Consider the following 25,149-nt stretch of genomic DNA (forward strand, 5'->3'; position numbering starts at 1 on the left):
CCGGCGCATGCGCCGGTGAAATCGTGCCAGTTGAGACAGGATCTCAAACACGCCCACGACCGCGTAATCGCGGTTGTGATGAATCAGCTCCACGCCCATTTTGCGGAACCGGTCTCCGCCCACGCCGAACAAGCGGATTCCGGGAATGCGGCGGCGCAGGGCGTTTATCACTTCCACGCCGTACGTTTCCGCGGAGTTCTCCGCGGCCAGAATGAGGACCTGTTTCATGCGCCTCCCGCAAACTCAAGCGGCGGCATATCTTCCTCGGGGTCTTCTCCAAGGTAAAAGGCCCACTCATTGTAGCGCTTACGGCCACGGTACTCCAGGAAACCCGATTCCGGTGAAGTGGAACAAACGCCGACAATACTGGCCTGGGTAAGATACCTTCCGGCTGCACTCAGCGGCACAATCAGCAGTTTCTTGTTTCCGGAACCCGGTTTCATTACCAGATTCCACTCCCCGGTGAGCGAGAGTGGGTCGGTGTACAGCCGTCGGATGTGCTTTTCCTTTTCCAGAATGCGCAAACTGGGGGGGGGCTGGTTGAGGTGTTCGCGCGCGTAACTTTCGATGGCCCGGACATACTGGCGACCGCGGAACATCAATTCTGCCTCCAGGTCACGGCGGATCACGGTCTGCCAGCGGGCACGTCCCATTAACATAAAGACAGCGGCAATTTGAACGGCAAACAGCGCCGCCAGCAAAACGTATCCCCGGGTGCGGCGATTACCAGTTTTCATAGCGGCCGGGTTGTTCTTCTCCGGAAGGGATGCTGACGCGTATGTCCACGATGGCCTGGGCGAGGTCGGGGTCGTAGTCTTCATCCTCCGCGGGCTCGTAGTATACGGGAATCCAGTCCGCCTTATTTGTGAATGGGTTTTCGGGTAAGCGTTTCAGGTATCGATGGCGAACCAGATCTTCCAGACTGGTCGGGTATTTGTGTTTATCGTAGGTGTATTTTTCAATGGCATCACGAATCTGAAAGAGGTTCTCTTTCAACACCGATTCTTTGGCCCGTTTGACCGATGCGGAGTAATTGGGAATCAGGATGGCGGCCAGGATCCCGATCAGGGCCATGACGATAAGGATCTCGGCCAGTGTAAAACCCCGTTGCATAGTCGGAGTATACCATACACTCCGGGAGTGTAAAATATGGCCTGGCGGCTGGAGGCAAATGGCGAGAGGCGAGGGGAGACTGAGTCGAAAGTCTAAAGCTAAAAGTCGAAAGAAAACAGACAAAGCCTTGTGATGAGAACTCACGAGTGCTTGTGATGAGGCGCGAAGCGCCCTGGTGATGAGGACCCTTTCGGGTCTGTGATGAAAATCAAGAAATTCCGAATAATGAATAAGGAAGAACGAATAAAAAAACAGGAAAAGAGCGGAATCGCAAGGCATTTTTGGTGCCTTATTCGGCTTTTACTTTCAACTTTCGACTTTTACCTTTTCACTGATTTTTCTTGTCTCCTGATACCTGTTCCCTTTTTTCACTTCTTCCCTTTTCAACTCTTCAACTCTTTTTGTTGTATTCCTCGACGCCTTCCAGCAGGACCTCGCAGGCGCGGCGCAGTCTGGAGGTTTCCAACACATAGGCCAGGCGAACTTCTTGCCTGCCTTTGCCGACGCTGGAGTAGAATCCGGCTCCCGGCGCCATCATAACAGTTTCATTTTCGTGGTTGAAAGATTCCAGCATCCAGCGGGCAAAGAGGTCGGAGTCATCTACCGGAAGTGTTGCCATGACATAAAAAGCACCTTCAGGCTTGTGCAGCAGGATATCCGGATTGGAAGTCAGGGTTTCCACCAGAATGTCGCGGCGTTTCTGATATTCAGCGCGAATAGAATCAAAATAGTTTTTCGGCAGAGCGTACGCCGCCACCGCGCCGACCTGTTCCAGAGTGGGTGGGCACAAGCGCGCCTGGGCGAATTTCATGATTGCGCCCATAATCTCCGGGTTGCGGCACATCACCGCTCCGATGCGGGCGCCGCACGCGGAATAACGCTTCGATATCGAGTCGAGAACGATTGCCCGGTCTTCAAGATCCTCCAATTCCAGGATACTGAAGTGACGTGTTCCCTCGTAAGTGAATTCCTTGTAGACTTCATCGGCGATGAGAAACAAATTGTGTCGCCTGGCCAGATCGCCCAGCGTACGGATTTCATTTTCCGTGAATACGGTTCCGGTGGGGTTGTTGGGGGAGCAGATCAGGATGGCCCTGGTTTTGGGCGTAATCAGGGATTCAATCTGTTCGGGATCCGGCAGGTGGAATCCGCATTCGGCAGCCGTGGTGACCGGGACGATGCGGATGCCCGATAGCGAACTGTAACCGTTGTAGTTGGTATAGAAAGGCTCGGGAACGATCACTTCATCCCCGGGGTCGGCGACGGCGTTGATGGCGAACGAAACCGCTTCCGATCCGCCGGTGGTGATAATAATCTGATCAGGGGTCAGCGCTATATCGAAGCGGGCAAAGTAGTTGACCATGGTGCGGCGTAATTCGGGCAGGCCGTCGGAGGGGCCATAAGCCAATACCGGCTCGGCATAATTGCGGATGCCCTCGAAGAATGCTTCGGGGGTGGGAATATCCGGTTGGCCGATATTGAGATGATAAACCCGAATCCCGAGCGCTTTGGCGGCATTGGCTGGTGCGGACAGCTTGCGAATCGGGGATTCCTGGATATCCCTGGCTCGTTGTGACAGGTTCATGATCGCCTCCCTGGGTATGAGGACATTATAATCCCGAAGAAACATGGGGTCAAGGTGGAATTTGACCGCGGGTGCGTGGTGCGGTAACATCAATAGAACAGAAAGGGGTAGAAAATGACGGATTGGGCAGCAAAGATAGAAGAGTTGACGTTTCGCCGCAATGCCGTGATTCTGGTGCACAATTATCAGGTGGAATCCGTGCAACTGGCGGCCGGCCACCTGGGGGATTCCCTGGGCCTTTCCCGGGTCGCGGCTGAGGTTGAAGCGGATGTCATCGTGTTTTGTGGAGTCAAGTTCATGGCGGAGACCGCCAAGATTCTCTCTCCCCGAAAGACGGTTTTGTTGCCGCGTTTGGATGCGGGTTGTCCCATGGCCGATATGATCACTTTGGATGACCTGCGCCACCTCAAGGCGCGCTATCCCGACGCAACCGTGGTTACGTATGTCAATTCCAGCGCGGAGATTAAGGCGGAAAGCGATGTGTGCTGCACGTCGGCCAATGCCGTTGAGGTGGTGCGCAACGTGGAAGGGCGTCGCGTAATCTTTGTTCCGGATCGCAACCTGGGGGCTTGGGCCGCCCGGCAGGTTCCTGAAAAAGAAGTGATTCTTTTCGAAGGGTATTGCTATGTGCATGACCGAATCCGCCGTGAAGAAGTGGAGGCCGCCCGTAAAGCGTACCCCGGTGCGGAAGTGCTGGTGCATCCCGAAGCTCCTATGGAAGTGCTGGAGCTCGCGGACGCCGTATGTTCAACCGGGGGAATGCTGCGCCATGTTGCGGCTTCCCCGGCCCGGGAATTTGTGGTGGCAACGGAAGAGGGCTTGCTGGAGCGTCTGCGGCGAGAGAATCCGCACCGATCGTTTTTTTCCGCGGGTCGACCCAAAATATGTTCCAATATGAAGCGGACAAGCCTTGGAGACGTAGTGGCGGCGCTGGAGTTGAATCGATACGAAATCGAAATCGATGTTGAAACAATTCGGGGCGCGCAAGTCGCACTGCGCCGCATGCTGGATTACGCCGGTTGACTGCGGTGTTGACACCAACTGGACTCAACGCTACAATACATGGGAAATTCCGATTTTTCGCGGGCGGGATATCATGAAAGGAGCTTGACATGAATCTGAAAGAGAGAGTCGAAAACGCAATAGAAAAGGTTCGTCCGGCTTTGCAGCGGGACGGCGGCGACATCGAAGTTGTGAATATCCTTGAGGATGAGAAGGTCGTCCTGGTGCGTTTCTCTGGTGCCTGCGGCGGATGCCCCATGCGCAACCTCACCCTGAAGGGATTCGTGGAGCAGGCAATGGTGGAAGATGTGCCGGAGATCACTGAGGTCCGCCTGGCCGACTGACTCAATTCCTGAAAGAAGGATTTCGTGCGCGTTGCAGGAATTCCGCCCTGCAGGTGTTTTCCACTTCCAACAATCGTCTGAAAGAGACGTTGAAGTCCGTCCGTCCGGCGCAAAATACGCCATGTCCGTAGACAATCGTGGCTCCGGCGCGCGCCACCGCCGGAGGCATGGTCCGATCCAGGCCGAAGGGTCCGGTACCCACCTCTCCACTCACTATGGGGACACCCGCAACGCTCCGTTCCCGCCTGCAGTGGGTGTGACAGCGATGAGCGTCCGGGCAATGCAGACGTTCCGGACAGTCCAGGGAGAGGATAACGGCGAAGCGGGGATGGCCGTGCAGAACGGTTCTCAGGTTTGTTTCCGTATAGATTCGGCGATGGGCGGAAAGCTCGCTGGATGCGGTAATGCCGGCACAGGATGACTGATCCATGGGGCAGGCGTCAATCGCACTTTCCAATTCTTCCAGCGAACTGCCTGTCTGGCTGATGTAGATTGTGCCGTTGTGAAAGCACGACACATTGCCGAAATAGGAATCCACCAGCCCTGCAGCTACGGTTCGTTTGCCGGCTTCTACAACAGCCGCGATAACGGTTTCTTCGTCGGCAAAGGGTCCCCGGGCCAGGGGCGGTCCCAATGCCGGTGGTGGTGGCAGCCGTTCCATGATGAATTCGAATTCCTGTTCTTCTTTGCGGGAAAAGGCCTTCTTGCGGCGGCGATCCAGGTAGCCCAGACAATAAAGTACGAAGCATGAATGGATCATGGAGCTGAATACGATAAAGGCCTGTTCCGGGGTAACCGTCCCCGTTGTCACCAATCGAGGGCCCGGCGCAATTACGCCTTTGCGTCGCCGCAAGAACGGCAACAGGGTCTTTGAGTCCGCGCTTGAAGCAACAGGAATGTCGTGCAGAAAAGTGCGTGTTTCCGTATCCCGTGCTTGCAGGGGATGGTGCTGGGAGCGAACCAGGGAGTCCAACATGGTGCGGTACGGTTCGGCGGGACGGGCACTCAACAGTGTGGTGATGGACATGCCGGCAAAGATCTTTTCCAGTTCCCGTTCCGGATCGGGACGATTCCAGGTTACATCGGTTTCCAATGCGGCAAAAGAGATATCTTCCCGGCGGGCCAATCCCCTTTCTTCCAACTTGCGGCTGTAGGTATCAAGTAGTGTTTTCATCCCTCTTCCCCGGTGAGCGGTTTTCGCGGATGCGGTAGTAGGTTGCCCGAGCGGCAAGAAAAGCGTTGCGGTCCAGGGCCGGGATGCGTATCCCGCTGCCGGAACTTCCCGGTTCATGAAAAAAGCGCGGCGGCAAGTCATCGTCATTGTCACTGAACCCATTGGCCCGGTTCATTTCTCTTTCCCGGTTCATGATTTGCTCCCCGGCGGACTGCAGCTCATGTGCGTTGGTTTCCAGGCCGGTGACCGCGGCCAGGGCCCGGGAATACTCTTCCAGGGAGGCGGCAAAGAACATGAATTTACAAGCCGTCAGCGAGTCAACCACTGCATTCTGGTCCTCGGCGATCTTGATCATTCGCGCCTTACCAGCAAAGGAAAACCGATTCGTGGCTACGGGCTTGCGCAAAATCTCGTGACTGATGGGGTAGGCCCTCAGGTGACATCCCCCGCGGGTTGAAACCGCGTAGGCAAGGGCCATACCGTAAGCACCGCGGGGATCGTAGGCCGGCAGGGACTGACCCTTGACCGTCATGGCTGTTTCGGGGCGTCCCGCCGCCGAGGCGAGTCGAAAAGCACCCTCGCCCAGGTCTGGGCGTGCACCGGTTGCCATTGCCTGCAGCAGGTCGAGGATTTCGCCTGCTTGCGGTTCTCTTCCCAGGATTTCAAAATGACAAGCCAGGGTGGCGCCGGCTTCGATGGTATCCATCCCCGTCGCTGAGCAGATCTGGTTAGCCGCCATAACGACTTCCAAATCGTGATTTTCAAGCAGGGCCGTGAAGTGTGAAAGGGTCTCGAATTCCGGCAGGCCGCGGCCCCGGGAATCCGATTTTTTGCAGCGGATATGACACCCGGCGCAACCCGAACTATGCGGCTGGTAGCGTTTTTGCGTGGCGGGGGCATTCAACTGTTCCGCGCCCGGGAAGCGGGTGCGGCGAAAATTGGCGGTGGGCATCATGCGTCGCTGGTGCATCAGGTCGTACAGAGCAGCGGTTCCAAATACCTGAAGACCCAGTTCACCCTGAAGTACCGGTGAAGCGGCACTGAGGCGCAGAATATCACGACGAGCCGCCTTTAATTCCCCGGAGTCGTAGACCGGCGTGGGCGATTCTCCCCGCACCCGGATGTATTTCAGGTTGCGGGACGCCATCAGGCGTCCCAGGCCGCCTCGTCCGGCAAAATAATGTTCGTCCACGATGATTCCGGCGAAGCGGACGCCGTTTTCCGCGGCCCGCCCGACTGCGGCAATGGATCCTTCGACTCCGATGCGATCCCGGAGTTGCTTGGGCGACAATCCGGCCGCACTCTCAACTTCAGGGACCTGAACCTTGTCATTATGGATTTCAATCGCGCACAGCCTGGGCGACCACCCGGTAACCAGGATGCCGTCCCAGCCGGCCCGCTTGAGCTGGACGCCGAAACCGCCGCCTACTGAAGCGTCGCAAATGGTTCCGGTCAAAGGGGAGCGTGACATGACGGTCATGCGCCCCGGAGTCGGCGCCAGGGTGTCCACCAGGGGTCCGGTCATAAAGATCAGGGGTAGTTGCGGGTCGCGCCAGTGGCGGGTTACTTCCGGAAACAGGAGGGATCCCGCCAGGCCCCTGCCGCCGATTTGTTTCGCATAATCGCGTGCGGCGAGAGTCAATGCAGCGGTTTTTCCCGAGTCAAGGTCCACGGTTAGAATCCTGCCGCGCCATCCTTTCATGGGGATTCATGGTGTCAGAATCAAGGTGACAAGTCAAGGAGAGCTTTTTTGACAGGAGAGCTCTTTTGACACAGGAATCGCTCAGTGATATAATTCACCCGGTGCAATATCGGCGGCATTTGCTCATAAAGGGCGTTGGATGCCGGCTGCACGAAAGAGAAATTTCCATGTCTCAAGAGGGATCGATATCCGGTCCGGTGGTCGCTTCGCCGAAAACCCGAATCCTGCGAGATGTGCGTCCGCCGCGGATGTATCGGGTGTTGTTGCACAATGATGATTACACCACCATGGATTTTGTGGTGGAAGTGTTGATTTCAGTATTTCACAAAGCGGCGGCGGAAGCCACGCGAGTCATGCTGGATGTGCATCGTCAGGGGCATGGGGTTTGCGGAGTCTATACTTTGGATGTGGCCCGCACCAAGGCCGGCGAAGTCCGCCGCCGCGCCCGCAAACAACAGTTTCCCTTGAGGTGTACCTGTGAGCCGGTGTAGCCGTTTTTGATTTGCCATGGATCATCTATGAAAATCAGTCAATCACTGACCGCAGTCCTCAGTGCTGCATTCAATGAAGCCCGCACGCGGAGGCATGAATACATGACTCCGGAGCATGTGCTTTACGCGGCCCTTTTTTTTGAGGAAGGCAAGGCCATTATTGAAAGTTCCGGCGGGGATGTGGACGGGTTGCAGCGATCCTTGCAGGATTTTCTGGATTCACCCGGCATACCGCACCTGCAGGAAGGCGACCCCGGTCAATCCGAAGGATTTCAGAACGTAATGGAAAACGCTATCCTTCATGTGGCTTCCGCCCAGAAATCGGAGTTGGAGCTGGGCGACGTTTTCGCCGCGTTTTTTCTGGAAGAAGATTCCTACACCGTATTCTTTCTTCAACGTCAGGGGATCACCCGCCTGGCTGTGCTGACTTTTCTTGCCGGTGGAGAAAACGAGTCAGAACCCGAACCCCGAAGCGGTGAGGTGGAGAACGAGGTTGGCCCGGACAGCCGCCCTGAAACGCCCGGAAAAAGAGAGCGGTTTCTGGAACAGTTCGCCGTGGATTTAACCCGGCACGCGGCTGACGGCAAGTTGGACCCTGTAATCGGGCGTGAAGACATCATTGAGCGCACCCTTCAGGTGTTGTGCCGCAGGCGCAAAAACAATCCCCTGCATGTGGGGGACAGCGGGGTGGGAAAAACAGCGGTTACCGAAGGACTGGCACTGCGCATTGCCGCGGGTGAAGTTCCCGGCCCGCTCAAAAACGCCCGGATATTTTCCCTTGATATGGGCGGAATGCTTGCGGGGACGCGCTACAGGGGAGATTTCGAGGATCGTTTCAAAAAATGCCTGGCGGAATTGGTGGAGATTGAGGGCGCCCTGCTCTTTATAGATGAGGTTCATACCCTTGTGGGCGCCGGGGCTGTTTCCGGGGGATCCATGGATGCGGCCAACCTGCTGAAACCGGCCCTGATGACCGGACGCTTACGTTGCATCGGCTGCACCACACACGAGGAGTACCGCAAGTACTTTGACAGAGATCGGGCCCTTTCGCGGCGTTTCCAGAAGATTGAAGTGCCTGAGCCTTCAGCCGCGGAAACAGTGGATATTCTGATGGGATTAAAAGACCGCTACCAGAAGCATCACGGTGTAACCTACACCACGACTTCTCTGGAAGCGGCAGTGGAATTGTCCCAACAGTACATCAACGATCGCAGGCTGCCTGACAAGGCGATCGATGTCATGGACGAAGCCGGCGCCCGGGTGCGCATGCGCAATTTTCACCGCTCCCGTCCGCGTACCCGGATTTTTCGCAGAGATGTGGAGGCTGTGGTGGCCGCCATGGCCCGTATTCCTGAGCGTACCGTTTCCACGACCGAGACCCGTCGCCTTGAATTCCTGGAAGAGACGTTGCGCCGATCCGTGTTTGGTCAGGATCAGGCGGTGAATACGGTTGCGGAAGCGGTGAAACGAGCGCGTGCCGGTTTCCGTGAAGCGGAGAAGCCCGTTGCATCCATGTTGTTTGTGGGGCCCACGGGAGTCGGAAAAACCGAGCTGGCCCGGCGCTTGGCCGGTGCCCTGGGGGTCCCCCTGCTGCGTTTTGATATGAGCGAATACCAGGAAAAGCATACGGTGGCCCGCCTGATTGGCGCACCGCCGGGTTATGTGGGATACGAGGAGGGCGGGTTGCTGACAGATGCCGTGCGCCGCTCACCCCACGCCGTGCTGTTGTTGGATGAAATTGAAAAGGCCCATGCCGATATCTACAACACCCTGCTGCAGATCATGGATCATGCTACATTGACGGACAATGCGGGAAAGCCCGCGGATTTTCGCAATATCGTGCTGATCATGACATCCAATATCGGTGCCCGTAATCTGGATCGAACGCAAATAGGCTTTGGTGACCGCATGATGTCGGGGAAATCGGTGCAAAAGGCGGTTTCTTCTCATTTTTCTCCGGAGTTCCGTAACCGTCTGGACGCGACCGTTCTTTTTGAACGCTTGAGCCAGGAAGTGGTGGAGCGCATAGTTCTCAAAAACATTGATGAGTTTCGCAGCCAGCTCCGCCGCCGTCGCATCCACTTGGAAGTCAGCTGCGATTGTGTGCGCTGGCTGGCCCGGAATGGATATTCACAATTGTTCGGTGCCCGTGAAGTGGCACGTCTTATCGATCAAAAGCTGAAACCATTTTTTGTGAACGAAGCTCTGTTCGGACGACTGGCCCGGGGCGGGCACGCCCGGGCTGAACTGGATGGCGATGATGTGAAAGTCCGCATCATTCGGTTTCCCTCCAACAGGGAGTAAGATCGCGAATGCCTGTATTCAGGCTGGACAGAGAGATTTCATTCCCCCCACCCCACCTGGCCTCTCCCGGTGGACTACTGGCTGTGGGAGGAGACCTCTCGGTTCAGCGCATTCTCGCCGCCTACTCTCAGGGGATTTTTCCCTGGTTTTCCCAGGGTGATCCCACGTTATGGTGGTCTCCCCATCCCCGGATGGTACTGTTTCCCCGGGAACTGCACGTCTCCCGCCGCATGAGCCGGGTGCTGCGCAAGGCTCCCTTTGAGTTGACTATGGATCAAGCGTTTGAGCGGGTGATTGCCGGTTGCGCTCAACCACGGCTCGACGGTTTCGGGACCTGGATCACTCCCAAAGTTCAACAGGCTTTCGTCCGTCTGCACCAGGAGGGATATGCCCACTCTATGGAAGTGTGGCAGGGGAAAAAGCTGGTTGCCGGAATTTACGGGCTTTCCCTGGGCAGTTGCTTTTTCGGAGAGTCCATGTTTTCGGATTATGCCTACGCTTCCCGTTTCGGGTTTATCCACTTGGTACGTTGGTTGGAAATCATGGGATTTCGCATGATCGATTGTCAGGTAAAGACCTCGCACTTACAGAGTTTCGGCGCCCGGACCATTGCGAGGCAAGAATTTCTCTTTCGCCTGGAAAGATGTGTCCGGGAGCGCTGCCTGAGGGGGAATTGGGGGCGGCTTTTCAGTGATCATCCGCCGGCAAAGTACCGCAAGCGCAATCTTCGCTGATATCAAGCCATTCGTTGCCTTTTAATCCGGAGTTTGGTACTATACAAAAATGAGGACCATACGCATCGGGTTTGTCGTTGCTGTGCTGGTACTGGCTGCCGGTGCTCTGTTGTGGCTCAACCAGACCGGGGAAACCAAAGCCGTTGATTTGCCCGGGTTTTCTCATTTTCAATTGACACGGATCGCCCCTCAGCGGGGGAAGGTTTATTTCGACAAGGAGATGACTCGGGAAGCCGATTTATCCACACTGGACTGGCCGCAGAATTTCGAGTTGTTTGCCGACCCCCAGACCGCTTTTGAATTTCTTTGTTCCGGAGCCATGTTTGTGGCTCTTCCCGGATCCTCCATCCGAGTCGGTTTTCCTTACAACAGGCTGTTGCTGCGCAATGGAGATTTCAACTGGGCATTGTCTTCCGGTGACGATCGGGTGGAAGTCGGGGCAGGCGACAAACCCTTGTCTCTGCTGTTGCCCCTGCGGGGCCGCCTCAAAGTTTCTCTGGATGAGATTGTGCTATGGGCATATTCGGGTGAAGGCAGCTTGAAAGTGGATGGCGAAACGATTTCTGTTCCTGAACACGCTCGCTTCACCCGCTTCCGCGGGACTCGTTCCCGCATGGACGATCTATTGCCGCCTCCGCAGAATTACAAGCCCAGAAGGGCAGTTATTCCGCTGCGGGAACCCAATGATTCGGTGGTGCGTTTCACCTGGCAACGTGTAGATGGCGCGGACGGCTATGTGTTTCGCATTTTCCCTTCCATGTTGCGAGAAGGGATCCTCATGGAACGTTTCATTCCAGGCAATCAGCTGAATGTGGAGTTAATGGTATTCCAGGAATATGATGATTTTTTCTGGGATGTTTCCGCAATTTCCCAGCAGAATAAAATGGAGGGCGTTCCAACTCCTACGGGGCATGTGCGATTGGAAGGGTCTCTGTTGGGCCGGAAAAGCGTTACCCGTCCCCCCCAACTTACCATTACTTCTTTGACTGTCGGCGGCAATATCGTGTTGATCAAGGGGGAGGCTGAAAGCAGTTCTCAACTGTTTATCAATTCTGCACCGGTTAAAATCGACATGGACGGCAAATTCATCCATACCATGACATATCGGACCATTGGTTTGAAAACCATTGAGTTCCGCCTGGTTTCGCCCTCGGAAACCGAAACCGTGGTAACCCGGCAGGTAACGATATTTGAAGAGGGTATATAGTGTCAAAACCGTTGCTCATCATAACCGCTGTGACAAACCTCAGGAGTCATCCACATGGGAATCTTTGCCAACTTCTATAATTATTTCGGTTCGGACCTGGCCATCGATCTCGGGACCGCCAATACGCTTGTTTACGTGAAGGGCCGGGGGATTGTGTCTCGGGAACCCTCAATAGTGGCTGTTGATCGCAACACCGGCAAGATTCATGCCGTGGGAAGTATGGCCAAGGACATGATGGGGAAAACCCCTCAACATATTGTGGCCATCCGTCCCATGAAGGACGGTGTGATCGCGGATTTTGAAATCGCCGAAAAAATGTTGGAACACTTCATTAAAAAAATCCGCACAGGCAGCCAGTTCCTGAAACCACGCATTGTTATCGGTATTCCCTCGGAAATCACCCAGGTGGAACGCCGTGCGGTGCGGGACGCAGCACTCAGGGCCCGCGCGAGTGAAGTTTTTCTGATCGAACAGGCCATGGCCTCGGCAATCGGTGCGGATCTGCCCGTAACGGAACCCGGGGGCAACATGATCGTGGATATCGGCGGCGGCACCACGGATGTGGCGGTTATTTCCCTGGCCGGAATCGTAATATCAAAATCGATCCGTACGGCAAGCAATGAGATGGATGAGGCCATCATCAATTATATAAAAAAGAAATACAATCTGCTGCTGGGTGAGCGGACCGCGGAAAAGATCAAGATCCAGATCGGCTCAGCCTACCCCCTGGATGAAAGCCTGGAAATGGAGATCAAGGGGCGCGATATTTCCCATGGTATACCCAAGACCATCACCATCAACGACAACGAAGTCCGCGAAGCCCTGGAAAGTGTGGTGCGTACCATCGTGGAAGCCGTGCGCAATACCCTGGAAAAAACCCCGCCGGAGCTGTCTTCAGACATTGTCGACCGGGGGATCATTTTGTCTGGAGGCGGATCTTTGCTCCGCAACCTGGACAAACGCTTGAAAGAGGAAACGCAACTCCCGGTATTCATCGCGGATGATCCTCTCTCCGCGGTGGTGATGGGTGCCGGCAAGATCCTGGAGAATATCGGCCTGCTGAGCAAAGTCAGTCAAACGTTCTGACGAGGCGGATCAGCCCTGACCGGGCAAAGGGAATCGCATGCAACATGAAGAGGGTGAAAACCGGGCGGTGGTTTTTCTCGTGGCGGTCCTGTTTTTGAACCTGATGCTAATGTCCAGTCGGATTGTCATGAAAAACGACCGCTCTTTGTTGATGAGCGTAGTCGGCTTTGTGGTGACCCCTGTGGAAGTGGCTTTCATGGAGGTTTCCTCATTTGTTTCCCGCAACTTGCGTCATTATGTGTTCGTGACCAACACGTATCAGCGTTTTTTGCAACTAAAGAAAGCACACTCCAAAGTGAAGTATGAGAATTACCGGCTGCGACAACGTCTGGATGTGCTTGGATTTCGTGATCAGGCCCGCCGGGAAACCCCGCGTTTTCTGGCGGCTCAACTGGTTTTGCTGGATCCAAATTTCCCCTTTAACACCATCCTGGTGGACCGGGGCACAATGCAGGGGGTTCGTTCCGGCATGATCGTCCTCAACGAAAACGGCGATCTGGTGGGCCGGGTGATCGCCCCGGTACACCTGTTGGCTTCCCATGTTCGCTTGATTACCAGTGCCCAAGGCGGTGTCGGGGCGTCTATTGAACGGGATCGCATGGAGGGACTGGTGACCGGTGACAACAGCCGATTGTGCAACTTCCAATACTTGATGCAGAGTCTCACTGTACATGTGGGAGACGAAGTCGTGACTTCGGGAACCGACGGCATCTATCCTTCCGGTCTTCCCCTGGGTGAGGTTGTTGAAGTGCGAAAATCGCAATTGGTGCAGCATGTTCGGGTGCAACCGTATTTCGTGACCCGGCCGCTAAAAAAATTATTAATCATTCCCCATGCAACGCAAGATTAAAGCGGTTTTATTCGTCCTGCTTTTTCTGACCCAGATTACCCTGGATCGTTACCGTCATGTTTTGATTGCAACCCCGGACTTGCTGTATCTCATTCTGGTGTATGTGGCCGTCACCGCCGGACCCGTGCGCACGATTGTAACGGCCACCCTGCTGGGCTGGATGACGGATTTTTTTTCCGTGGGCATGGTGGGTTTGTTCGGCTTCTCACGGGTACTCTCTGCTTACCTGGTGAATCGTGTGTCGCGGTTTCTGGATTTGACGCGCATGCACTTTGTGTTTTTTCTGATTTCATTTTCGCTTGCTATTTCGAACCTGGTGGCCGGCTTGCTCCTGCAATGGATTTACGCTTTTCCCGTGGAGCCCGGGTTGATTTTTTACCAGCCGCTGCTGACCGCATTGTTGGGGGTGCTGATCCTGAGCGTACCCATGGTAAAAAGGGAGTTGAATGTACATTGACCAGCGTCAACTCAGCGGCCGGGACATGGAGCGCTTTTACCATATTGCCACCGCCGGACTGGTGATTCTGTTTTCCGGACTCTTGTTTGTGTTCTGGAATATCCAGGTGATCCAACACGACCGTTATGGAGAACTTGCCCGCCAGAACATTTATCGCCAAATCCGCACTCCGGCACTCCGTGGCTTGATCCGTGATCGTCATAATCGCCTTCTGGCGGGGAACCGCCTGGATTTTAATCTGTTTCTGGTGCGTGAAAACAGCCACAACCTGGATGCCAGCATCCGCTTTGCTGCGCAAGTGACCGGTTTACCTCCGGCGGCGATTCAGAAACGCCTGGAGGCCCATCGTGGTTATCCCGCGGCTTTTCCAGTCCCCATCCGCCGCAACCTGAATCTTCGTCAAGTGGTGATTGTGCAAAGCCGTTCCGACACCCTGCCGGAATTTGAACTATCCGTGGAACCCTGCCGGGATTATCCCCTGGGCAATACCGCCGCTCATGTGCTGGGATATGTATCCGGAATTACGGAAGCGGAATTAAAAGAAAAAACCCGTCAGGGCTATCACGCGGGTGATGTGATCGGCAAGAGTGGCTTGGAGAAGCAATATGAGCCTGTACTGAAAGGCACCAAAGGCGCGCGTCTGGTCATACGGGACAACCTGGGGATTGTGCGCAGGATTGCAGAGGAAGAGGAACCTGTTCCCGGCGATAATATTTCGTTGACCCTTGATCTTCCCTTGCAACAATTCGTGGAAAGCGAATTCCAAAATCATACGGGCGCTTTGGCCGTGGCGGACCTTGAGACAGGCGGAATTCTGGCCCTGGTGAGCCACCCCGACTTTGACCCCGGAACATTCACGGGGATCCTGGAACCGGCCAACTGGGAATCACTTTTGAATGATCCGCTTCACCCTTTGCAGGACCGCTTTATTCGCGGTCGTTACTCTCCGGGATCCGTGTTTAAGCTGGTCATGGCCCTGGCCGGGCTCGAGGAAGGACTAATTACACCGAGGACCACAGTCAATTGCAGCGGAACCGTGCGTATCTATGATCGTGATTTCCGTTGCTGGCGTTCCTGGGGGCATGGACGAGTTGCACTTACCGAGGCGTTGCGGGGTTCATGCAACATCTATTTCTACGAACTCGGCAAACGCATGGATATCGATGTTATTGCCGAGTATGCCAAAGCCATGGGGCTGGGCGATCAGACCGGAATCGATCTTCCCGGCGAAATCAGCGGTATCATGCCCACGCGGTTTTGGAAAACCCGTCAACTGGGCAGCCCCTGGTATCCCGGAGAAACCATATCCGTTGCCATCGGCGGAGGGTGGGTTACGGTAACACCGGTGCAGGTGTTGCAGATGGTCAGCACAATCGCCCTGCGGGGGAGGTGTCCCCAGCTCCATTTGCTGGACCGGATTGAGCGTCGCGACCAGGAGTTGTACCGCTATGAACCCCGCTTCCGCAAACTTCCGATCCGGCCCGAATATTTTGAGAATGTAATCAGGGGGATGTTTTGCGCGGTGAATGAAGAGGGTACCGGCAGAGCCGCCCGAGTCCCGGGTCTCGACATTTGCGGAAAAACGGGAACTCAGCAGATAATCAGCAAAGACAATCCCCGCTACAATGAACTGGTCAAGCAGAAGCGGTTTCGACCCCATGCCTGGTTTGCTTCTTTCGCGCCCCGAACGGATCCGCGCTATGCAGTCATTGTCCTGGTGGAACATGGGGGAGAAGCCGGGGAAATCGCGGCGCCGCTGGCGGCGCGCGTTTATCGCAGGTTGTTGAAGCATGAGTGATTTATTGCGTTTTTTCGATAAGACTACAGCGATTGTGTTGCTGCTGATCTGCCTGGTAGGGATTCTGCTGATTGCCAGTGCTTCCAGCTCGGCATCGACGGCATACCACCTGCGCCAGGCCGTTTTTCTCGTGGTGGCCCTGGCGGGGGGATTCATGGTGATGCGCACCAAAACGGATACGGTTTTCCGCCTGGCCCTGCCCGCCTACGTGGTTTTAATGGTTTTGCTGATCATTCAGCTCCTGGCTGGACGAGTGGTGGCGGGCACTCGGAGTTGGCTGCCCCTGGGCGTCATCTCGATCCAGGTTTCTGAATTCGTCAAGATCCCCCTCGCCCTGATCATGGCACGGTACCTGGCGCGGATTCAAGAGATCGGATATCGCGAGTTCCTGCGCTTGGGGGCCATGTTGGGTTTGCCGGTGGTCCTCATCGTGTTGCAACCGGACATGGGAGTGGCCTTTATGCTTTGCTCGCTTCTGCTCGGAGCCCTGATCCTCAAACGGGTACGCTTGCATGTGATTCTGACACTGATTCTCTTGATTTCCGTCGGATCCGTGATGGTGTGGCACACCGTTCTCAAACCCTACCAGAAAAGCCGGGTGATCTCTTTCCTGAACCCGGAAAAATTCAGCCAGTCCAGTGGATACCAGATCATTCAGTCCCGCATTGCCGTGGGTTCCGGGGGATTGGCGGGCAAAGGTTTCATGCGCGGCTCCCAGTCCCAGTTTGAGTTCCTGCCCACGCGCCATACGGATTTCATTGTGTCTGTATTGGGAGAGGAATTCGGTTTTCTCGGTATCAGCCTGCTGTTGCTCTTGTATTTTCTCTTCTTTACCCGGCAGTTGCGTTATCGCGGCACGGGAGATGCCCAGTTCTATTTCGTTTACCTGTTCACCGGGCTGATCCTGTTCCAATTCCTGGTGAACGTACTCATGGCCATCGGCTATTTTCCCGTTCTGGGAATCCCTTTGCCTTTTGTTTCTTATGGAGGTTCTTCACTGCTTTCGTTCATGATCGGAGAGGCCCTGATATTTCGTATGAAGATCAATCCCTATCTCCATGAACGCTGACCGCCGGCAACTGCTTCTGCGCCGGCTGCGCAACCCCCAGGCATGGATGGGACTCGAGATCAACGCGGTTTGCAAGCAGCCTGTTCCCGGCGATATCAACATATGTTTGGTGTTTCCGGATACGTATGAAATCGGCATGAGTCACCAGGGGATAAAAATTCTTTATCACTTGCTGAATGCCCGCAACGGTGTAGTGGCGGCCCGTTGCTTTCTGCCGGAACCCGAATCCGCCCATCTTTTTGGTGAGATGGACATTCCCCTGTTCTCAATTGAGCAACAACGCAACCTGATGGACTTTGACGTGGTGGGGTTTTCTCTGTTGACGGAATTTTCTTTTTCCGGGGTGCTGCACGTGCTGGATCTCGCCCGTTTGCCGCTAAAGAGCCGTGATCGCGACAGCCACCATCCTTTGATCGTGGCAGGCGGGATTTCAGTGGTTAATCCCGAGCCCCTGAGGGAATTTGTAGACATTTTTGCGGTTGGTGACGGGGAAATCCTGTTCCCTGAAATCACGGATGTACTCCGGGAATCCCGCCGTCCGGGCGAAAAGAAAAGCGCGTTGTTGGCACGACTGAGCCGGATTCCGGGCGTATACGTGCCGTCCCGGACCGAAACCACGTTACAAGGACGGTTCATGCTTCCCGCTTCTTCAGATGGGGGAATCACCCGACGCTGTTTGAAAAACCTGGATGAGGTGGTGGCGGAAGAAAAGATGATTGTTCCCCTGGGCCGCACCGTGTTTGACCGCCTGGAGGTGGAGATCGCCCGCGGATGTCCCCAGGCCTGCCGTTTCTGCCAGGCCCGATCCTATTACGCACCCTGGCGCCAGCGTGCGATTCCCACGCTGGCGAAATATTTGTCTTCCTCACTGCGTTGTACGGGCTTTGAGGCCTTTTCGCTCTCTTCTCTCAGTGCGGGGGATTATGCCGACCTGCAGAGCCTGTTGCGCAACATTGTTAATCATGTACCGGAAGGGGTTTTCATGTCGGTCCCTTCCCTGCGCCCGGCCACCCTCTCCCGCGAATTGCTCCAGACCATTGCCTCTTATCGCCGGACCGGCATCACGATCGTTCCGGAAGCGGGATCGGAGCGGCTGCGCGGGGTGATCAACAAGAGCGTTACGGATGCGGAAATCATGGCCGCGGTGGATTCGGCCCTGGACCTGGGATGGCGGAAACTCAAGCTCTACTTCATGATCGGTCTGCCCACCGAGACGGAAGCCGACATAGATGCCGCGGCCGACCTTGTGGAAGCGATCCTGCAGCGTTGCCGCGGTCGCCACGTGCGCCTGCACGTATCTTTTTCCGCCTTTGTTCCCAAACCCCATACCCCATTGCAATGGACGCGCCGGGAATCGGCCCATGTACTCCTGCAACGCATTCAACGCCTGAAGCAACGCTTGAAGCGGTATCGAAACCTGGTGATGGACTTTTCCGATCCACGCCTGGGTGAGGTTGAAACCATTCTGTCTCGGGGGGATGCGCGGGTGGGCGAACTGCTGCTCAGAGTATACCGGGACGGTGAGCGCTATTCGGCCTGGGCGGGTCATTTCAATGCCGCAACCTGGGAGCGGCATATCCGGGACCTCGGCCTGGAGATTTTCCTGGAGGATATCCCCGTATCGCAGCCGTTGCCATGGGAGCACATCCAGGTGGATTTCCGGCCGGAGCACCTGCTTGCCGAATACCGGCGGGCCATGGTCGCTGAGCCTTCGCCTTCCTGCCGGGAACGGGATTGCGCGGACTGTCGAGGCTGTTACCATCCCATGCCCGCGTATCGGCAGGATTCCTGCACCGCCGCCGTTCCTGAACCGGAGAGTTTGCCGCAGCCGGTGTTTCGCCCGGTGCGGCTGTTCTACGCCAAACAGGAGAAATACCGCTATCTGTCTCAGTTGACCCTGAACCAACTCATGGAGCGGTTGATCCGGCGCACGGGCATGCGTTTCCGCAGTACATCCGGGTTTCATCCGCGCATGAAGATGGTTGCCTTGCCCCCATTGCCGGTATTGGCCACCGGACTGGAAGAGGTGGTTGAAGTCTTTCTGGATGCGTGCTGGAGCGCTGAAACCATATTGGATAAATTGTTGTGGGACAGCCATTTTCCCTGGATACGGGCCCAGGTTCCGCCCGCGGCTAGCAGGGGGCTGAGCCGCAGCCTGGAAGCGATGGTGTACCGGATCTTTGTGGATGACCCGGGCAACGCGGTTGCCCTGGTTGAGCCCCTGCTTGAGGCCGGAGACCAGGTAACTTTAGGCGCCGATCTAGTCGAGGTCCAGGTTGGCTCCCGGGGTGATGGCGCCGCTCGTTTTGCCCGGATTTACCGCAGTCTGGATCCGCAAAAGCAACGCCTCGAAGACCTCGTGAGGGTCCGGGTGGTGCTGGCCGATCCGGATGGTTCGGGAGATACGCCATGATTCATGAGATTGCCTCAAGATCGAATCCCCGTGTACGCGCTCTGGCGGCTGAACTGGACGGACTGTACGTGTACGAAGGAGACAGGCTCGTGCGCGACCTGCTGGCAAGGAGGGAACCACTACGCCTGCTGGTGGCGCATCATCGCCACAGGCAATTGGCGCTCAACGCGGCGGCGGAAAATATTTGGCTGACAGACCGGCCGGTACTGGACCGACTTTCACGCCTGCGCGACGCCCCGGACCTGATCGCGGTGATACCGCCGCCAAAGCCCGGCTTGAACCTGGAGAGGGCGGAAGTGGTAGTGGTGCTTGACCGGGTTCAGGATCCGGCCAATGCCGGAACCGCGTTTCGTTGCGCCGCCGCTTTCGGTCTGGATGGCATGGTGTTGGCGGGTGACACGGTGCGTCCCTGGAACCCGCGCTTTATGCGTGCCGCCCAGACTTCTCTTCTGGACGTGCCATTCCAAATACTTCCGGGTTTGGATGAGCTTTTCTCTTTGAAGCAAGCCAGCCATTTCAACGTGTACCTGACCGCGGCCGCGCCTCCGGCTGAAAGGGGACTATCGCCGGGGGAAATGCGCATTCCCTGCCTGGTGGTGGTGGGCCATGAAGGCCGCGGTATCGACCACCGCTGGTTCTTTCAGCACCCGGTTGTGCACATTCCCCAGTCCGGCCTTGTGGATTCGCTTAACGCCGGTGTGAGCGCCTGTATCCTCATGTACGAGCTGCAGCGGTCCGGAAAGATCGGGGTAGCGGAGCGCTGATGATCCGTCCGCGCCTGTTGCTGCATGTCTGTTGCGGTCCCTGCGCCGCCTGGGTGGTGCGAAAACTGCGGAACCAATACGATGTCACCGGGTTTTTCTTTAACCCCAACGTTCACCCTGAAAAGGAATACATTTTCCGCCTGGAAGAGGTTCGCCTCCTGGCGCGAAGCGAAGACTGGCCGCTGCTGGAGGGCGAGTGGGATATGAAAGCCTGGGTGAGAGAGATGTTTCCATTTCGCAATGAGCCTGAAAGGGGGAAACGTTGCGGCAGCTGCTTTCGCCAGCGCCTGAGGCGCACCTTCGAGAGGGCAAGGGAAAAAGAGTTTTCAATCGTGGCTTCCACCCTTTCCATCAGCCCCTACAAAGTGACCCGACAGATCAACACCGAGGGCGAGGCCCTCTCCAGGGAATTCGGCATTGCTTTCCTGCCGGAAAACTTCAAGAGCAAAGACGGTTGGAATCACGCCAACAGGCTGGCCCGAGAGCTTGGCATTCAACACCAGAACTATTGTGGCTGCGTCTACTCCCAAAGGGACAGGTTGCTCCACACCCGCCGCCGTAATTGTCAAGATTCTTCCTGAATCGTGGCTGTCGGGCTGGAAGTGATGGGCGGTTTGAGGTATAAACCCGGAGATCACGAATAAGGAGAAGAAGGTTGATGTTTACGCCGATTGATCTTTATTGCGAGCGGTTGGGTCCCGGTTTCTGGGCGGAGCCGGTAAACGCGTTGACCAACGTCTTTTTTCTATTGGCCGCGTGGCTGGCCTGGTACCGCGCCAGGCAACTGCGTGCCGTATCGCCTGCGGCGGGGCTATTGGTGGGGTTGTTGTGTGCCATCGGTATCGGCAGCTTTCTGTTTCACACCTTCGCCACCCGCTGGGCGGAGCTGGCGGACGTTGTGCCCATCCTGCTCTTCCAATTGACTTTTGTCTGGCTGTACAGCCGCGAAGTGATCGGCCTTAATTTTTCCGCCACGACCGGTATTCTGCTGGCGTATTTCATGGCTTCGGTTTTTGTCGGCGGTTTCTCTTACACCCTGAACGGTTCCCTGGGTTACGTCCCATCTCTGCTGGTTCTTTTGGCATTGGGAATTTATCACGCCTTGACCCGCAAAAAAAAGCGCTTTATGATGGCTGTTGCGGCGGGATTGTTCCTGGCCTCGCTGATTTTCCGCACGCTCGACAACGCCGTGTGTCCCCGTTGTCCCTTGGGCGTCCACTTTTTGTGGCATATATGCAATGCTGCGATGCTGTACCTGGTGTTATCGGCTTGGTTGGCCAACCGCGGAATGCGGCTCCACCACGCCAGCGATTGAAGCCGTTCCCGGCATGCATTTGGTTTCCCAACACGATTTCGCGCGTAGCCGGCAAGCTGAAAAATAAGGGCTTGCTTTTGGGTTTTGGTTGTCGTATTTTCCTGGCTGATCAAGAGGTGAAAATGAAAATCAAGCTGGTTACCGCTGTTTTGGCGATGTTTCTGATTATCTGCATGGGATCTCTTAATGCGGATATCTATGTCTCAGTCTCAAGGGGAAGCAATCAGAATGACGGCAGCCGCGAAAACCCGGTCAAAGAGATCGACCGGGCTATCACGCTGGTCAAGCCCGGGGAAGCCATCCGCATATCCGGAGGACATTACCAGGGAACGTTCGGCATCGGTTACCTGGAAAGCGACAAGCCGCTCCAGTTGATCGGCAGTTACGATGAAGCGTTTGAGAAACGTTCCGTTATCGCGACGCCGACACTGTTTCAGCCCGACAACGCCGCCGGGGGCAAGGCCAGGAAAGCCATGCTCAAGTTCACTCGGACCATTGACGGTACGCAAATCGACGGTATTGTTTTCAACATGGGAATGCGCAACGCCTACAGCGTGAATGAGGGCCTGGTGGAGGGCGTGGAAACCGGGCGCATGCTGCGTTCCACGGAACGTCCCAGAACCGGCAACAGTACGGTTGAGGAACCCATCATCCAGGTCGCCAGCTCAGCCCAGGGGGGTGACCTGATCATCCGGAACTGTGTTTTTGTGAACGGCGCCGGCTTTGCCATTCAGGGTGGAGTCCGCGGCGGAACGTTTCGCATCCTCAACAACGTGTTTGTCGGCAATCGCATGGCGGCGGTAGAAATCTACGGCACGTGCGCCTCCAGAGGCGGTCCGGGAAAAAGCGTCAGCTGCGGTAATGTCGAAATCGCGTACAACACGATTTTGTTTACCTGGAGCCGGCTCAAGGACATGCGGGACATGGGCTATGGCATCCGCGTCATGACCAAATGCTCCTATGCCATTCATCACAACATCATCGGTGGCAGCATCCTGGCCGGCATCGATCATACCCGGTTCAATCCCGGGGAATGGCTGCGTATCGAAGACAACATCTTTTTTGCCAACAAGAAGGCTGATATCGAGTACAGTCCGGCCAGCAACACCAGGCTCAACATCATGGTCGAGCAGTTCGGCGACCTGACTTTTGCCGCGGTGAAGGGCAACCGCCGTGCGATTCCAACCGCGCTTCCCCTCAATCTGAAATACCTGGAGGGTTTTCTCACTGCCGGCTACAGCGAACAGGAGGATTTCAATCCTGATTCGCAGGCCAACCTGTGGCGTGAGGCCTTGGGGCTCAACAAGCAGGGAAAGCTGCGTTCAAGTGTCAGCATGTTTATGAATCGATATCCCTGGAAAGACACGTTGAAACTCTTTGGCGCGGTCCGGGGGGCCGGCGCCCAAAGATTCTGAGCCGGGTTGACCGCGGTGATTGCCGATCCAGCGGAAGAGGTGTTTCTGGTTTGAAAAAGTAGGCACATGAGCGATCAGGGCGTTTCCTCGATGCGGAAAAAGAGGAAAAAATGGCTGGATTTGCCCAAGGCCTTTATTTCAAGCGGATACAATTTGCGTTTGTTTAGATAGATGGGAATCAGTTTTTCCGCATTGATTTGCTTTTTACTGGTGTGTTCCTTGCCCGAATGAAACAACAATTTTGTTTTGTTTCGAACCATCATGTCGGCATCAGCGTGGTTAATCACTTGAAACGTGAGCCGCGCAGAACGAACAAAAGAGAGGTACAAGTGATATCGGTTGCCGATTCTGGCTCTGTATACATCATGTTCCGGCATGTAAGTCAAATCCCGGGAGTTATTGAAAAAAGCGATTCCCTTATCTTTATCCAGATAGTGTTTCCCCAGGTGGACGCGCGGCAACAGGCAAAACAAACCCACCAGAAATAAAAACACAAAAAAGGAAGCTGCACGCTGCCTGTTTCGGGAAGGGTGCATTCTCGGCGGTGCCAGATAATAGATAAGAATGGGTAGGGTCACCAAAATCAGCCAAGCGAAATTGGCTGGCCGTAGCGGTTTTTCGACGTTTAAATATGAAGGAAAGAGGCGGGAAAGATCCAGGGAATCACTGCCCAGGAAAGTCAGCAGAGAAGACGATGGCTGCGAGGAGTGGGCGTAAACCGGCTGATATACGAACTGGGGAAAGAGCAGCAGCCGGATCAGGACAAACAGTGAAAAGCCTGCCAGGAACCGGGCCATATAACCGCCTCCCTGTTCCCGCCGGTAAAACCATGTGTTCAAAACCAGGGCGATCAACACCCAGATGACGAATATCAGCGGCCGCCCCGCCGGCGCGTGGGCCCCGCGGACTGTGGTAAATGCATGGGCCAAAAGATAAGACAGGGCCACCCCCAGCAGAACCCCCTGATGGCGGATGCGTTTCCTGAAGCTGAAAAATGTCAGAAAGAACAGGGGGGCGTAAAAAAGCAAGCCATCCCGCTGATCAAAAAAATACCCCACCAATGCCCGCAGGCGAAATTCGTGGGGTATGGCAAAATAATTTGCCGCAGGGAAAATTCCGCCGGGAGAAAATGTGCCGTAAAGGGTTTTAGAATATAGCAATAAAAGCAATAGCGAGGCGACTGGCAAAACGCAGAAGCGGAAAAGTCGTTTCAAATCCCGATTTCGCAAAAGACGGACCACTACAATCAGACCAAAGACCAACACGGCAGGGTAATACTTGACATGCAGCCACAGAATCATGGCCAGGCACAATCCGGCTGCCAGATACCGCTTTCTGGGGCCAAAAACCAGGAGGTAAGCCCCGATTAACAAACCGGCCGCAGGGATCTCCGGATACAGGTGAACCGCATGAAACAGCAGTGGAAAGGTAATCACGAAAAACAGCCAATACGCGCCGATCTTTCGCTCGGGAAACTGCAGTTTCAGAAAATAAAAAAGGGCCAAAGCAGAGAATGCGCTCATTACGGCAGCTGTCAGGCGAAAAAAGAGTGGCGAAGGTACAAGTCCGCCCAGCAGGTCAAACAGCAGGTAGAACGGTACCAGAAGCAGGGACAGTCCCGGCATGTGAAAAGAGAGGTATCGGTCTTGCCGTTGCTTGAGGTGGGGCGGCATCTCCACAGGCAGGAATTGAAAATATGTTTTCTGTTCTACATTGTTTTTCAGATCAAAATCCCGGTCTTTTACCAGACTCTGGGTGATCATCAGATAATGCGGTTCATCGCCCGACAAGTGCACTCCGTTTACATACAACAGGCAGGCGGCCAGAGCGAAAATCAGCAGGGCCACAAGGTAGATTTTCCCCGGACCGGCGCGGTCAAGGAAACCCGCGAATTTTCTGTTCCCCCCCTGGGCACTGTAGCCGACAATGTATGCCAACATGACAAAGGTGATGATCCGCAATCTGAAATCGGGAATGGACGCATATTGAATCAGCAGCAGGGGTGAAAACAAAAAAAACCAGTACAAAGTGATTTTTGCGGTGCATCTGAAACGGAACAGGTGTTCCATTGCTATCAAAACTGCAAAAATCAACAGGATCAGGGGCAAGCCGGCTTTGCCAAAGATCAGGGTCAGCAGTAGAACGGTCAAGCCGGCCAGGTTACAACAGGATTGCCAGGCGCCTCGGCCATTTTCACGTCGCATTCGATGGCTCCGAAAAATTGCCATTATAGCAGAAAAAAAAGACTGAAAGCGACGCATTCAGGGGTGAATCACTCGTGGGTGAGGGAATATAGCCCGCACCTCATGCTGCTGTTACCTATTTT

The 25,149-nt window shown here is 55.4% G+C and carries 23 protein-coding genes; 16 read left to right on the forward strand and 7 right to left on the reverse strand.

The window, feature by feature from the left end; translation table 11 throughout:
• From ENN40_03265 to ENN40_03280, 4 genes are all read right to left on the reverse strand, one after another.
• Positions 1-228, reverse strand: a 228-nt coding sequence (locus ENN40_03265; protein HDP94361.1) for a lipid-A-disaccharide synthase, incomplete at its 3' end; no start/stop codon positions are given.
• Entirely contained in the window at positions 225-737 is a 513-nt protein-coding gene (locus tag ENN40_03270) for a type II secretion system protein (GenBank protein ID HDP94362.1), read from the reverse strand. The genes ENN40_03270 and ENN40_03265, both read right to left, overlap by 4 nt.
• On the reverse strand, positions 724-1,392 hold the full coding sequence (locus ENN40_03275) for a type II secretion system protein (protein ID HDP94363.1): 669 nt from the start codon (positions 1,390-1,392) through the stop codon (positions 724-726). Before ENN40_03275 ends, ENN40_03270 begins: the two co-directional genes overlap by 14 nt.
• Before the next feature lie 112 nt (positions 1,393-1,504).
• The gene (locus ENN40_03280; GenBank protein HDP94364.1) at positions 1,505-2,698 is read right to left on the reverse strand and encodes a pyridoxal phosphate-dependent aminotransferase; all 1,194 of its coding nucleotides are present in this window, start codon (positions 2,696-2,698) and stop codon (positions 1,505-1,507) included.
• A gap of 114 nt (positions 2,699-2,812) precedes the next feature.
• Here ENN40_03280 and nadA point away from each other — a divergent pair, with 114 nt between their 5' ends.
• Together nadA and ENN40_03290 are read left to right on the forward strand one after the other, a co-directional pair.
• Entirely contained in the window at positions 2,813-3,721 is a 909-nt protein-coding gene (gene nadA, locus ENN40_03285) for a quinolinate synthase NadA (protein ID HDP94365.1), read from the forward strand.
• A 95-nt stretch (positions 3,722-3,816) separates the two neighbouring features.
• Positions 3,817-4,044, forward strand: a complete 228-nt coding sequence (locus ENN40_03290; GenBank protein ID HDP94366.1) for a NifU family protein — start codon at positions 3,817-3,819, stop codon at positions 4,042-4,044.
• A 1-nt stretch (position 4,045) separates the two neighbouring features.
• Here the strand turns inward: ENN40_03290 and ENN40_03295 are convergent, their stop codons facing one another.
• Both ENN40_03295 and ENN40_03300 read right to left on the reverse strand, forming a co-directional pair.
• The gene (locus ENN40_03295) at positions 4,046-5,218 is read right to left on the reverse strand and encodes an rRNA adenine dimethylase (protein HDP94367.1); all 1,173 of its coding nucleotides are present in this window, start codon (positions 5,216-5,218) and stop codon (positions 4,046-4,048) included.
• Positions 5,202-6,920, reverse strand: coding sequence for an aldehyde ferredoxin oxidoreductase (locus ENN40_03300; protein ID HDP94368.1), 1,719 nt, complete (start codon positions 6,918-6,920; stop codon positions 5,202-5,204). Before ENN40_03300 ends, ENN40_03295 begins: the two co-directional genes overlap by 17 nt.
• 167 nt (positions 6,921-7,087) lie before the next feature.
• Here ENN40_03300 and clpS point away from each other — a divergent pair, with 167 nt between their 5' ends.
• From clpS to ENN40_03370, 14 genes are all read left to right on the forward strand, one after another.
• Positions 7,088-7,411, forward strand: coding sequence for an ATP-dependent Clp protease adapter ClpS (gene clpS / locus ENN40_03305; GenBank protein ID HDP94369.1), 324 nt, complete (start codon positions 7,088-7,090; stop codon positions 7,409-7,411).
• A 27-nt stretch (positions 7,412-7,438) separates the two neighbouring features.
• Positions 7,439-9,715, forward strand: a complete 2,277-nt coding sequence (gene clpA, locus ENN40_03310; protein ID HDP94370.1) for an ATP-dependent Clp protease ATP-binding subunit ClpA — start codon at positions 7,439-7,441, stop codon at positions 9,713-9,715.
• An 8-nt stretch (positions 9,716-9,723) separates the two neighbouring features.
• The gene (locus ENN40_03315; protein HDP94371.1) at positions 9,724-10,449 is read left to right on the forward strand and encodes a leucyl/phenylalanyl-tRNA--protein transferase; all 726 of its coding nucleotides are present in this window, start codon (positions 9,724-9,726) and stop codon (positions 10,447-10,449) included.
• Between the two features lie 49 nt (positions 10,450-10,498).
• Positions 10,499-11,656 (forward strand): hypothetical protein, encoded by a 1,158-nt coding sequence (locus tag ENN40_03320; protein HDP94372.1) that lies wholly within the window; start codon positions 10,499-10,501, stop codon positions 11,654-11,656.
• Positions 11,657-11,710: 54 nt separating this feature from the next.
• A complete protein-coding gene (locus ENN40_03325) occupies positions 11,711-12,742 on the forward strand; it encodes a rod shape-determining protein (GenBank protein ID HDP94373.1) in 1,032 nt (343 codons plus the stop codon).
• Positions 12,743-12,779: 37 nt separating this feature from the next.
• Positions 12,780-13,592, forward strand: a complete 813-nt coding sequence (gene mreC, locus ENN40_03330; protein HDP94374.1) for a rod shape-determining protein MreC — start codon at positions 12,780-12,782, stop codon at positions 13,590-13,592.
• A complete protein-coding gene (gene mreD / locus ENN40_03335; GenBank protein ID HDP94375.1) occupies positions 13,576-14,049 on the forward strand; it encodes a rod shape-determining protein MreD in 474 nt (157 codons plus the stop codon). The genes mreC and mreD overlap by 17 nt, the downstream gene beginning before the upstream one ends.
• The gene (gene mrdA, locus ENN40_03340; GenBank protein HDP94376.1) at positions 14,039-15,847 is read left to right on the forward strand and encodes a penicillin-binding protein 2; all 1,809 of its coding nucleotides are present in this window, start codon (positions 14,039-14,041) and stop codon (positions 15,845-15,847) included. Before mreD ends, mrdA begins: the two co-directional genes overlap by 11 nt.
• The gene (locus tag ENN40_03345) at positions 15,840-16,916 is read left to right on the forward strand and encodes a rod shape-determining protein RodA (protein ID HDP94377.1); all 1,077 of its coding nucleotides are present in this window, start codon (positions 15,840-15,842) and stop codon (positions 16,914-16,916) included. The genes mrdA and ENN40_03345 overlap by 8 nt, the downstream gene beginning before the upstream one ends.
• A complete protein-coding gene (locus ENN40_03350; GenBank protein ID HDP94378.1) occupies positions 16,906-19,329 on the forward strand; it encodes a TIGR03960 family B12-binding radical SAM protein in 2,424 nt (807 codons plus the stop codon). Before ENN40_03345 ends, ENN40_03350 begins: the two co-directional genes overlap by 11 nt.
• The gene (locus ENN40_03355; GenBank protein ID HDP94379.1) at positions 19,326-20,093 is read left to right on the forward strand and encodes an RNA methyltransferase; all 768 of its coding nucleotides are present in this window, start codon (positions 19,326-19,328) and stop codon (positions 20,091-20,093) included. Before ENN40_03350 ends, ENN40_03355 begins: the two co-directional genes overlap by 4 nt.
• The gene (locus ENN40_03360; GenBank protein ID HDP94380.1) at positions 20,093-20,674 is read left to right on the forward strand and encodes an epoxyqueuosine reductase QueH; all 582 of its coding nucleotides are present in this window, start codon (positions 20,093-20,095) and stop codon (positions 20,672-20,674) included. Before ENN40_03355 ends, ENN40_03360 begins: the two co-directional genes overlap by 1 nt.
• A 77-nt stretch (positions 20,675-20,751) precedes the next feature.
• A complete protein-coding gene (locus ENN40_03365) occupies positions 20,752-21,408 on the forward strand; it encodes a hypothetical protein (protein HDP94381.1) in 657 nt (218 codons plus the stop codon).
• Positions 21,327-22,823, forward strand: coding sequence for a DUF1565 domain-containing protein (locus ENN40_03370; protein HDP94382.1), 1,497 nt, complete (start codon positions 21,327-21,329; stop codon positions 22,821-22,823). The genes ENN40_03365 and ENN40_03370 overlap by 82 nt, the downstream gene beginning before the upstream one ends.
• Before the next feature lie 74 nt (positions 22,824-22,897).
• On the opposite strand, the gene ENN40_03375 is transcribed toward ENN40_03370, so the two are convergent.
• Positions 22,898-25,027: a hypothetical protein gene (locus tag ENN40_03375; protein HDP94383.1), complete on the reverse strand. Its 2,130-nt coding sequence runs from the start codon at positions 25,025-25,027 to the stop codon at positions 22,898-22,900.
• Between the last annotated feature and the right edge of the window lie 122 nt (positions 25,028-25,149).

It is taken from the genome of Candidatus Aminicenantes bacterium (genome assembly GCA_011049425.1).
Taxonomy (GTDB): domain Bacteria; phylum Acidobacteriota; class Aminicenantia; order UBA2199; family UBA2199; genus UBA876.

What these genes read in the sequence shown, in the direction of transcription:
- ENN40_03365 (HDP94381.1), top strand. Translation starts at nt 20,752, where the DNA reads ATGTTTACGCCGATTGATCTTTATTGCGAGCGGTTGGGTCCCGGTTTC.
- ENN40_03360 (HDP94380.1), top strand. Translation starts at nt 20,093, where the DNA reads ATGATCCGTCCGCGCCTGTTGCTGCATGTCTGTTGCGGTCCCTGCGCC.
- ENN40_03280 (HDP94364.1), bottom strand. Translation starts at nt 2,698, where the DNA reads ATGAACCTGTCACAACGAGCCAGGGATATCCAGGAATCCCCGATTCGC.
- ENN40_03345 (HDP94377.1), top strand. Translation starts at nt 15,840, where the DNA reads ATGAGTGATTTATTGCGTTTTTTCGATAAGACTACAGCGATTGTGTTG.
- nadA (HDP94365.1), top strand. Translation starts at nt 2,813, where the DNA reads ATGACGGATTGGGCAGCAAAGATAGAAGAGTTGACGTTTCGCCGCAAT.
- ENN40_03375 (HDP94383.1), bottom strand. Translation starts at nt 25,027, where the DNA reads ATGCGACGTGAAAATGGCCGAGGCGCCTGGCAATCCTGTTGTAACCTG.
- mreC (HDP94374.1), top strand. Translation starts at nt 12,780, where the DNA reads ATGCAACATGAAGAGGGTGAAAACCGGGCGGTGGTTTTTCTCGTGGCG.
- mreD (HDP94375.1), top strand. Translation starts at nt 13,576, where the DNA reads ATGCAACGCAAGATTAAAGCGGTTTTATTCGTCCTGCTTTTTCTGACC.
- ENN40_03370 (HDP94382.1), top strand. Translation starts at nt 21,327, where the DNA reads ATGCAATGCTGCGATGCTGTACCTGGTGTTATCGGCTTGGTTGGCCAA.
- clpS (HDP94369.1), top strand. Translation starts at nt 7,088, where the DNA reads ATGTCTCAAGAGGGATCGATATCCGGTCCGGTGGTCGCTTCGCCGAAA.
- ENN40_03270 (HDP94362.1), bottom strand. Translation starts at nt 737, where the DNA reads ATGAAAACTGGTAATCGCCGCACCCGGGGATACGTTTTGCTGGCGGCG.
- ENN40_03295 (HDP94367.1), bottom strand. Translation starts at nt 5,218, where the DNA reads ATGAAAACACTACTTGATACCTACAGCCGCAAGTTGGAAGAAAGGGGA.
- ENN40_03325 (HDP94373.1), top strand. Translation starts at nt 11,711, where the DNA reads ATGGGAATCTTTGCCAACTTCTATAATTATTTCGGTTCGGACCTGGCC.
- ENN40_03355 (HDP94379.1), top strand. Translation starts at nt 19,326, where the DNA reads ATGATTCATGAGATTGCCTCAAGATCGAATCCCCGTGTACGCGCTCTG.
- ENN40_03350 (HDP94378.1), top strand. Translation starts at nt 16,906, where the DNA reads ATGAACGCTGACCGCCGGCAACTGCTTCTGCGCCGGCTGCGCAACCCC.
- ENN40_03320 (HDP94372.1), top strand. Translation starts at nt 10,499, where the DNA reads ATGAGGACCATACGCATCGGGTTTGTCGTTGCTGTGCTGGTACTGGCT.
- clpA (HDP94370.1), top strand. Translation starts at nt 7,439, where the DNA reads ATGAAAATCAGTCAATCACTGACCGCAGTCCTCAGTGCTGCATTCAAT.
- ENN40_03275 (HDP94363.1), bottom strand. Translation starts at nt 1,392, where the DNA reads ATGCCTTGCGATTCCGCTCTTTTCCTGTTTTTTTATTCGTTCTTCCTT.
- ENN40_03300 (HDP94368.1), bottom strand. Translation starts at nt 6,920, where the DNA reads ATGAAAGGATGGCGCGGCAGGATTCTAACCGTGGACCTTGACTCGGGA.
- mrdA (HDP94376.1), top strand. Translation starts at nt 14,039, where the DNA reads ATGTACATTGACCAGCGTCAACTCAGCGGCCGGGACATGGAGCGCTTT.
- ENN40_03315 (HDP94371.1), top strand. Translation starts at nt 9,724, where the DNA reads ATGCCTGTATTCAGGCTGGACAGAGAGATTTCATTCCCCCCACCCCAC.